The sequence below is a fragment of the Streptococcus sp. 29892 genome, from assembly GCF_032594935.1.
Taxonomy (GTDB): domain Bacteria; phylum Bacillota; class Bacilli; order Lactobacillales; family Streptococcaceae; genus Streptococcus; species Streptococcus hyiners.
Genome location: NZ_CP118734.1, coordinates 2,046,412 through 2,055,713, shown reverse-complemented (window position 1 = coordinate 2,055,713; position 9,302 = coordinate 2,046,412). Strand labels below are relative to the sequence as shown.

Annotated in this window: 7 protein-coding genes, 3 tRNA genes and 1 other annotated feature (1 of these 11 running past the window's edge); of the genes, 4 read left to right on the top strand and 6 right to left on the bottom strand. The window is 37.3% G+C overall.

Going from position 1 to position 9,302, the window contains the following annotated elements; genetic code table 11:
* Positions 1–202 precede the first annotated feature (202 nt).
* Positions 203–961, bottom strand: coding sequence for a ParB/RepB/Spo0J family partition protein (locus PW220_RS10315; RefSeq protein WP_105118497.1), 759 nt, complete (start codon positions 959–961; stop codon positions 203–205).
* A 65-nt stretch (positions 962–1,026) separates the two neighbouring features.
* Positions 1,027–2,202: a S1C family serine protease gene (locus PW220_RS10310; protein WP_248055862.1), complete on the bottom strand. Its 1,176-nt coding sequence runs from the start codon at positions 2,200–2,202 to the stop codon at positions 1,027–1,029.
* Between the two features lie 191 nt (positions 2,203–2,393).
* Here PW220_RS10310 and rlmH point away from each other — a divergent pair, with 191 nt between their 5' ends.
* Together rlmH and PW220_RS10300 are read left to right on the top strand one after the other, a co-directional pair.
* On the top strand, positions 2,394–2,873 hold the full coding sequence (gene rlmH / locus PW220_RS10305; protein WP_105118495.1) for a 23S rRNA (pseudouridine(1915)-N(3))-methyltransferase RlmH: 480 nt from the start codon (positions 2,394–2,396) through the stop codon (positions 2,871–2,873).
* A gap of 24 nt (positions 2,874–2,897) precedes the next feature.
* Positions 2,898–3,572, top strand: a complete 675-nt coding sequence (locus tag PW220_RS10300; protein WP_105118494.1) for a YoaK family protein — start codon at positions 2,898–2,900, stop codon at positions 3,570–3,572.
* Between the two features lie 7 nt (positions 3,573–3,579).
* Here PW220_RS10300 and PW220_RS10295 read toward each other — a convergent pair.
* Positions 3,580–3,653: transfer RNA gene (locus PW220_RS10295), tRNA-Arg, on the bottom strand.
* A 114-nt stretch (positions 3,654–3,767) separates the two neighbouring features.
* Between PW220_RS10295 and PW220_RS10290 the strand changes: the two genes are divergently transcribed.
* Both PW220_RS10290 and PW220_RS10285 read left to right on the top strand, forming a co-directional pair.
* A tRNA-Glu gene (locus tag PW220_RS10290) sits at positions 3,768–3,839 on the top strand.
* A 5-nt stretch (positions 3,840–3,844) separates the two neighbouring features.
* Positions 3,845–3,917 (top strand) — tRNA-Asn (locus PW220_RS10285).
* Between the two features lie 85 nt (positions 3,918–4,002).
* Here the strand turns inward: PW220_RS10285 and PW220_RS10280 are convergent.
* The 3 genes from PW220_RS10280 to PW220_RS10270 all read right to left on the bottom strand — a co-directional run bounded on the left by PW220_RS10280 (position 4,003) and on the right by PW220_RS10270 (position 9,178).
* Positions 4,003–6,582, bottom strand: coding sequence for a YfhO family protein (locus tag PW220_RS10280; RefSeq protein ID WP_248055861.1), 2,580 nt, complete (start codon positions 6,580–6,582; stop codon positions 4,003–4,005).
* A 36-nt stretch (positions 6,583–6,618) separates the two neighbouring features.
* On the bottom strand, positions 6,619–8,241 hold the full coding sequence (locus tag PW220_RS10275; protein WP_105124987.1) for an ABC-F family ATP-binding cassette domain-containing protein: 1,623 nt from the start codon (positions 8,239–8,241) through the stop codon (positions 6,619–6,621).
* 64 nt (positions 8,242–8,305) lie between these two features.
* Entirely contained in the window at positions 8,306–9,178 is an 873-nt protein-coding gene (locus tag PW220_RS10270) for a YitT family protein (RefSeq protein WP_248055860.1), read from the bottom strand.
* A 102-nt stretch (positions 9,179–9,280) separates the two neighbouring features.
* Positions 9,281–9,302 (top strand) — a binding site (T-box leader) (it continues 182 nt past the right edge of the window).

The window sequence follows — 9,302 nt, the reverse complement described above, 5'->3', positions numbered from 1 at the left end:
ATTTTCCTCCTCTCATTTTCTATTGGCTAGAATAGTGTACCATAAAAAGCAAAAGTTTTCCACAGATAATTTTCAAAATCCACAATGTTCATAAAAGTTTTCCACAGGATGTGAATAAAAGCTAGAACCTTTGTTGATTCTAGCTTTCTTTGTCTTTTTAATTGTGGAAAAAAGTGTTTATGAAAATATTCTATAAACAGGCTTATTTTAAATTGTTGATAATTCGCTCAAATTCTTCAAGGCTATTAAAGCTGATTCGAATTTCTCCATTGCCATTTTTTTTCTGAAGAATTTTTGTAGAGGTTCCCAGTAGTCTGGTCAGTAAGTCTTCTTGCTCCTTGAGAAATTGATTTTTTGGTTGTGTCTTTATTTTTTTCTTCTTGGATAGAATTTTTTCAAGAGCCCGCACACTTAGATCTTTTTCGATGATTTCCTGAACCCAAGTAGCTTGCTTTACTTCTGAAAATGCAACTAACTGACGCGCGTGGCCTTGCGAAATTTTTCCTTCTTTTATTGCTTGCTGTGTTTCTTTAGAAAGATTTAATAAACGTAGTAAGTTACTGATATAAGGTCTTGATTTTCCCATGATTTGAGCAATTTCATCATGCTTCAATCCCTTGCTGAGTAGTTTTTGATAGGATGTTGCTTCTTCGATAGGATTTAAATCTGAACGCTGTAAATTTTCAATGATTGCCTGATAGAGCAAATCATCATCACTCAATTCTTTGACGATAGCGGGAATTGCTGTTAATCCAGCTAATTGACTAGCTCTCCATCTTCTCTCACCTGCTAATAGTTCATAACCAATAATGGACGACTTTCTTACAATGATTGGTTGGATCAATCCGTTTTCTTTTATAGACTGAGCTAATTCTTCTAGCTTATTTTGGTCAAAATGTATTCTTGGTTGGTAAGGATTTGGCTGAATATCTGAAATATTGATAGTACGTAGTTCTTCCATAATGTTCATTTTAGCAAAAAAAAACAGACTTTACAATCATGTAAAGTCTAGTTTAGATACTACTATTATTGAAGTTGTTCGGTAGAGTGTGTCAACTTGATGTCAACAGTTTCTTTCTTATTGTTTCTATAATAGGTGATGCTTATGCTATCTCCAATTTGGTGCTTATAAAGCGCACTCTGTAGATCACTTTTATTTTCGATGACATCCCCGTCAATTTCAGTAATAACATCATAGGTTTCAAATTTTCCATCTGCTGGTAGGCCTGCTTGTGTAGAAACAACGATAACACCAGATGTTAATTCAGTGTTGGAAAGTCCTGCTTTTTCAAGTTGACTAGTTGACAAATCTGTCAAGTTAACCATGTGAACACCCAGAGCAGGTCGACTGACCTTACCATCTGTTTCCAGTTGATTGATAATGGCCACCGCATCGTTGGAAGGAATTGCAAATCCCATACCTTCAACTGTAACACCAGAACTAGTCAAAGAACTGGAGGAAATTTTGCTAGAAGTAATTCCGATCACTTGACCTTGAATATTGATGAGTGGTCCACCAGAGTTACCTGGGTTAATAGCTGTATCTGTTTGAATAGCATTGGTTGAAATGGTTTGCCCATCTTCAGACTGAGAGGTGACAGTACGACTGAGGCTGGAGATAATCCCCTGTGTGACGGTATTTGCGTAAACACTCCCTAGAGGACTACCGATTGCAATAGCTGTTTCACCAACCTTAATGGTGTCTGAGTCCGCAAATTCAGCTACTGCTGTCACCTTGTCTGCAGTGATTTTGATAACAGCTATGTCAGAGTAGGTGTCAGCACCCACTAATTCCCCAGCTACTTTCTCTCCAGAAGCTAGAAGGATATCAATTTTTTCAGCATTATTGATTACGTGGGTATTGGTTACGATATAGGCATTATTACCATCTTTCTTATATATAACCCCAGATCCCTCACCAGCTACTGCTAATTCGTCGGAACTGGCAATATTTCCAAAAATAGCGCTCAGGCTATTACTTGCTGCAGTTTGATAGTTAATCACGGAAACCACAGCGTTCTGTACTTTTTCGACAGCTTTGGTTGTCGATGTTTCATTATCATATTGGACATTGCTGACGCTAGTAATAGCTGAGCTAGCTTGCTGGACTTGAGGTTGAAATAGGGGGGCTGTCAATGCACCAGCTAATCCGCCCACAAAACCAACTACAAATAGAATAGCGAATTTCAAATATTTTTTCATATAGAGGATCCTTTTCCTTTCTTACATTTTCCTTAAGATTACTCTTGCTTTCTTAATTATAGCTTAAAGTTTTCAAAAATCAATCCACAACCTGTGGATAACTATGTGAATAATGTGAATTTGCTTTGAAATTTTGAGATTTTTTCGGATTATCTACTAGCAGAAACCTGTGGATATGTTACAATATTTTTATGAAAATAAAATTGATAACCGTTGGAAAATTGAAAGAAAAATACCTTAAAGATGGTATTGCTGAATATAGTAAACGTTTAGGTCGTTTTACAAAGTTGGAACTGATTGAACTGGCTGACGAGAAGACGCCAGATAAGGCTAGTCAGGCAGAAAATGAGCAGATATTGAAAAAGGAAGCTGAGCGAATTATGGCTAAAATTGGTGAAAGAGATTATGTCATCGCTCTGGCCATTGAAGGAAAGCAGTTTCCCTCTGAAGAATTTAGCAAGAAACTAGCTGACATTACAGTGAGTGGCTATTCTGATATTACTTTTATTATCGGTGGAAGTCTTGGATTGGATCCACAAGTGAAAAAAAGAGCCAATTTACTGATGAGTTTTGGACAATTGACCCTCCCTCACCAACTAATGAAATTGGTTCTTATCGAGCAAATTTATCGCGCCTTTATGATTCAACAAGGCAGTCCCTACCATAAATAGTTTCACGTGAAACAAGGAGTTAGAATGAAGCAGAAAGATTATCGTGTTTTTGAAGGCTTGCGGGTAGCTTGTTGCTTGACCTTTATTAGTGGTTATCTCAATGCCTTTACCTACGTGACCCAAGGTGGTCGTTTTGCTGGTGTACAATCTGGCAATGTGATTTCTCTTGCCTACTATATGGCCAAGGGGGATTTTGTTCAGGTAGCAAACTTTTGTATTCCAATTCTATTTTTTGTATTTGGTCAATTTTTCACTTACTTAGCTAGAAGGTATTTTGAAAAACAATCTTGGTCCTGGCACTTTGGTAGTAGCTTGATTATGCTAATTTGCATTCTTTTGACAATTTTTTTATCTCCTCTTATGCCTGCTTCTTTCACCATAGCTAGTTTGGCTTTTGTAGCCTCTATTCAGGTAGAAACCTTTAGAAGGTTGAGAGGTGCTCCCTATGCCAATGTCATGATGACTGGAAATGTAAAGAATGCAGCCTATCTATGGTTTAAAGGCATGATTGAACAGGATGCAGAGCTGAAAAAGACAGGAAGAAATATTTTACTTACGATTATTGGTTTTATGCTTGGTGTTATAAGTGCAACGCAGCTATCATTTCAGTTTAAAGAATATGCTTTAATCGGCATTCTCCTACCAGTCCTCTATATCAACTATCAATTATGGCAAGAAAAAAGACCTATCTCACGATAGGCCAAGATGATTCCAGCAGGATTCGAACCTGCGACCGTTCGCTTAGAAGGCGAATGCTCTATCCAGCTGAGCTATGGAACCCTAACTATTTAATTGTACATTAAACGATTAACTCTGTCAATAGTGCAAAAATTTTTAAAAAACTATTGACAAAAAATTATCGGTGTATTATACTAGTTATTGTTCTGAAAAAATGGTCCGTTGGTCAAGGGGTTAAGACACCGCCTTTTCACGGCGGTAACACGGGTTCGAATCCCGTACGGACTATTCTTTCCGCCATAGCTCAGTCGGTAGAGCGCATGACTGTTAATCATGATGTCACAGGTTCGAGCCCTGTTGGCGGAGTAAATAAAGACTAGGAAACTTTGAGAAATCAAGGTTTTATTTTTTTAAAAAATTTATAGTAAATGAAAACCTCTCAGTAATCTATCTATACTGGGAGGTTTTTATTGTACTTATTTCGAAAGATTTGGTAGCTAATAAACAGGCCAAGGGCGGAGAATGAGATTATTAAACCTAAGTAAAAACCTTGAGGTGTAAAGGTAAGAATTACTTGTGATTGCCCAGGCTTGACATCAACTTTCATAAAACCACTTTGTGCTTTTTGAATACTTACTGGTTCCCCATCAATTGTTGCAGACCATCCTTTATCGTAGGGTAGGGTTAAAAGAAGAGAAGCTTCATTTTCTGTTTCAAAGTCAATAGTGACCGTGTTTCCTTCAGTTTTTGTAACACTATTTTTTTCTTTTAGAATAGATACAGCATCTTGGAATGCGATTAGATCTAGACGGTAGAATTGAGGTTTATCGAAGGAAACTTGATTATTTTCAGGAAAGTGAATGTCAACCTTTACTACCTGTTCTTCAGGGAAATCACCAACATTAAAGAACGAAAAAGCATTATCTAATGTAAACTCAGTTGACTGATTGTTGACAGAGATGACAACTTTCTTATGGTTCTCATTTGAAAACGTTATTTTTGGTAAATTAAGATAGACTTGACTATTTGCAGGCACTGTTAATGTATAACTAACTTTAGCACTCGTTTCCTCATTTGCTTTATTAACAGTGATACGATTTCCTAATTCAGTCGCATATTGAGATGAAGTGATTGGAATGCTGTAGTAATATTTATGGTTTACACCAGATAGCTGATTGAGGAAATTTGTTTGATTATCAAGTGTGAGGTTTGTAAACTTTACATCCTTGTAAACTTGATTGGTGAGAATAGCCAGACCTTGATTAAAACTATTTTCATACAAGTTCATTTTATCACTACTTTGATAAAGTGAAAAACCAAATTTATTTGGATCAAGAGTTGCTAGATTGTATTTTATGCCAAATAGACTATCAGCAATGATGGTATTATTTTGATAGCGGAGGTTAAGATTGGTCCCATCTGAACGAAAACCTAATTTATCAAGGACAGAGCTAGAAGCTCTATTGCGAATAGAAGAGAATTGAGAAATACCATTGTAGTTGTACTTCATACTATCATTGCCTGTTTGAGGTAACAATCTTTCAGTCCTATAGAAAGCAGTATTATCAGACTTTGCTGACTTGACAAGCTTGTCAATATCTGTCAATTTTTCTTCATAGTTTGAACGACTTGGAAAATGCCATTCCTCAGATAATCCCTGTACTTGATAGTGAGTATGGATACCGATTTCAAATAATCCAAAGAATAGAAAAATAGTAGCAATCCATTTAGCAGATAGCTTTCGATGCAAAAGGAGCCAAAATAGGACAATGTAAAGAATTAGAAATTCAACTGTCAATAGAAAGTTTACATCTTGTAAGAATTCATAGTTCTGCTTAAATAGATAAGTTAGTAGAAAACCTAGTAATATAACCGAGATGCTTCCATAGAGGCTTTTAATAGAAACTTGCTTTAATCGTATAATTGTTTCTGCAGCTAGGTAAATAAGGATGGTTGATAAGACCCATGCATAACGATAAAGAAACATGTTAGGAGCATGCATTCCCTGCCAGAATAGATTGAGAGGCTGTAAATAGAAACTGGCTAAGATGGTTATTAGCAACAATCCATAGGACAACTTAACCTGCCATCTTATGTCTTTCAAAGTAAAAAATAGGATAGTCAATAAAAGTGGCAATAACCCTACATAAATCATGGGAATGGAACCAAATTTTGTTGTGTCAAAACTACCGACTAAATTCTTTGCAAAGAAATCCAAATACCAGGAGTCTTCCGTTTTTAGATTGACAATCTTTGTAAAGGTTTCACCGTGCGTTTTCAAATCTAGATAGGTAGGAAGTAGCATAAACATACTAGTTAGTGCTGATAAAATTGACACAACTGTAAAGTTTATAAATATTTTTATCCTGTTTTTTTCCAACCAAGATAATTGAACAAGTGCCCACAGTGCTAGAAAAATGGCAGCCATATAGCCAAAGTAGTAGTTTTGAACAAACAAGCAAGTCAAGGCTATATAGTAAATGACTTGATTTTTTCCTTCTATCAATCGATGCAAACCTAGAAGGATAATAGGAATGAGGATGAAGACATCTAGCCAGCTATTGATTTCTAATTGACTGGTAGAAAAGCTCATCAATGAGTAGGAAGTGGAAAGAAGAAGTGCCCAGGAAGGTTCAAGTTTTTTATGTATCCCTTTCAAGCTAAAATAGGTTGACAAACCTATCAATCCAAACTTGACAACAGTGACAAGATAGAGGGCATCTGGCATGGATTGTAAATCAAAGAAGAATACAATAGGTGATAGAAAGGAACCTAGATAGTAAGAAGATAAGGCATAGAAATTCAAGCCTAATCCACTTGTAAAGGTATAAAAAAGAGAACCATCACCGTGTAAAGTATTGCGTAAGGTTTGATTAAAAATGACATATTGATGGAAGCCATCGCTAGCCAAAATGGTTGTATCACTTCCCCACCAAATACCTTGAAAAGCTAGGACAAGGGAAATAATTCCTAGAGGAATCAAAAAAGATAGGAGGTAATAGATAGATTTTTTTGTAAATATTTTTTTCATAGATTTAAAAGAAAAGGCGAGTAAATCGCCTTTTTATTATGCTTTCCAAAGTTCTTGTACTTTTGCTTGTACTTCAGCATTTTCCAAGAATTCGTCGTAGGTTTCGTCAATGCGGTCAATCACGCCATTTTTAGAGATAACAATGATGTGGTTTGCTAAAGTTTGAATAAATTCATGGTCATGGCTAGCAAAGATGATGGACTCTTTGAAGGCTTTCAAACCATCGTTTAGACTGGAAATAGATTCCAAGTCTAGGTGGTTGGTCGGGTCATCCAATACCAAGACATTGGATTTGAGGAGCATAAGTTTAGATAACATCACGCGCACCTTTTCGCCCCCTGACAAGACATTGACAGGTTTGTTCACTTCATCGCCAGAGAAGAGCATACGGCCCAAGAAACCACGCAAGAAGGTATTATCATCTTCTTCCTTGCTAGCAAATTGACGGAGCCAGTCTAGGATGGATTCGTTGGTGTCAAAATCACGGCTGTTGTCTTTTGGTAGGTAAGATTGACTGGTAGTGACACCCCACTTGACAGTACCTTCATACTCGATATCACCCATCAAGGCACGAATCAGAGCAGTTGTTTGGATGTCGTTTTGGCCAATGAGGGCCGTCTTATCACCTGGACGTAGGATAAAGCTGATATTATCCAAAATGGTTTCACCGTCGATGACAACTTTCAAGTTTTCAACGGTTAGGAGGTCATTACCGATTTCACGTTCAGATTTGAAGTTGATAAATGGGTATTTACGGCTAGAAGGGATAATTTCTTCCAACTCAATTTTATCCAACATCTTTTTACGAGAGGTTGCTTGTTTAGACTTTGAAGCATTGGCAGAGAAGCGGGCAACGAATTCTTGTAATTCCTTGATTTTTTCTTCTGCTTTTGCGTTACGGTCTGCTTGCAAACGAGCTGCCAATTCACTGGATTGTTTCCAGAAGTCGTAGTTACCAACGAAAATCTTGATTTTACCGAAGTCAAGGTCGGCCATGTGGGTACATACTTTGTTTAGGAAGTGGCGGTCGTGGGATACGACGATAACTGTATTTTCAAAGTCAATCAGGAAATCTTCCAACCAGTTGATGGATTGAATATCCAAACCGTTGGTCGGCTCGTCCAAGAGAAGCACATCAGGTTTACCAAAGAGGGCCTTGGCCAAGAGAACTTTGACCTTCTCACCATTGGTCAATTCGCTCATGTTTTGGTAGTGGAGATCTTCTGATATATTAAGGTTTTGGAGCAATTGTGAAGCTTCACTTTCTGCTTCCCAGCCACCAAGTTCAGCAAATTCACCTTCTAATTCAGCAGCACGGACACCATCTTCATCAGAAAAATCTTCTTTCATGTAGATGGCATCTTTTTCTTTCATAATGCTGTAAAGTTGTTCATTCCCCATGATAACGACGTCAATCACGCGCTCATCTTCATAGTCGAAATGGTTCTGACGTAGCACAGAAAGGCGTTCGTCTGGTCCAAGGGAGATATGGCCTGTTGAAGGCTCAATGTCACCTGCAAGGATTTTCAAGAATGTAGATTTACCAGCACCGTTGGCACCAATTAAACCGTAGGTGTTTCCAGCTGTAAATTTAATATTGACATCATCAAATAATTTGCGGTCGCTAAAGCGAAGCGACACATCAGATACTGTAAGCATAGTTTCTCCTCTATTTCTGTCTATTAGTTTAATTGTACTAGAAAGAACTTGAATTTTCAATGAATTACATTGGAATTAAAATATCTTCATCGTAATGTTTATGGTCTTTTTGTAAGCTAAAACCACGTCCACGAACTTGACTGGCAGGCATAACAACCATAAAAGCAGCTTCATCGATTTCTAGTATAGCTGTTTCCAATTTTTGCATCTCTGGAATAGAGATGGTAGTCATCAACATACGCTTGTCAACACCTGTAAATCCTCCGACAACAGGAAACTCTGTTACACCACGATCTGCCACCTTTGTGATGTAGTCTTTGATTTGGCTAGATTTATGGGAAATAATCATGACATTCCGTGAGGATTGACTTCCAGACATCATACGGTTGACAATGTAAGTAATAGTCATGAGGGCAATAATCGAATGCATGACAGTATCTGGATCAAAAGCGATGAAACCAAGTCCAACGATAATGCCATCGATAATAGCCATTGTTACTCCTAGTGATAGGGGAGTGTATTTATGAATCAATTGAATAAGGATACCGGTACCACCGGTAGATGAGTTTCCACGAAAGACAAGTCCCAGTCCAAATCCAAGGATAATCCCACCAAAAATAGCAGCAAGTAAAGGATTATCTGTCAAGTTTGGTAAACCAGCTGTCAACTTGATGCAAAATGGATAAATTAAGGAGCCGTAAACGGTTTTGACAAAGACAGATTTCCCTAGAAAAATCCAACAAATAATGAGTAAGGGAATATTGCAATAGAGGACAAACTCGGCAGGGTTCCAGCCTAGCAAGGCATTGAGAGCGATGGCTAGTCCTCCTACTCCCCCAGAAACGATATTATTTTCTAAAAATAGACTGTTAAAACCGATAGCCATAACGATGGAACCAAGGGTCACATAAGCAAAATCTTTAATCCGTTCTTTCATTATTTCTCCTTCTTTGATTTCATAGAATGCAATTTATATTATCCCTAAAATCTAGCTTATCGTCAAGGCTTGGAAGTATTGACTTTCTAATTTTTAAGAGGTATAATGGTATTCAATCAGAAGA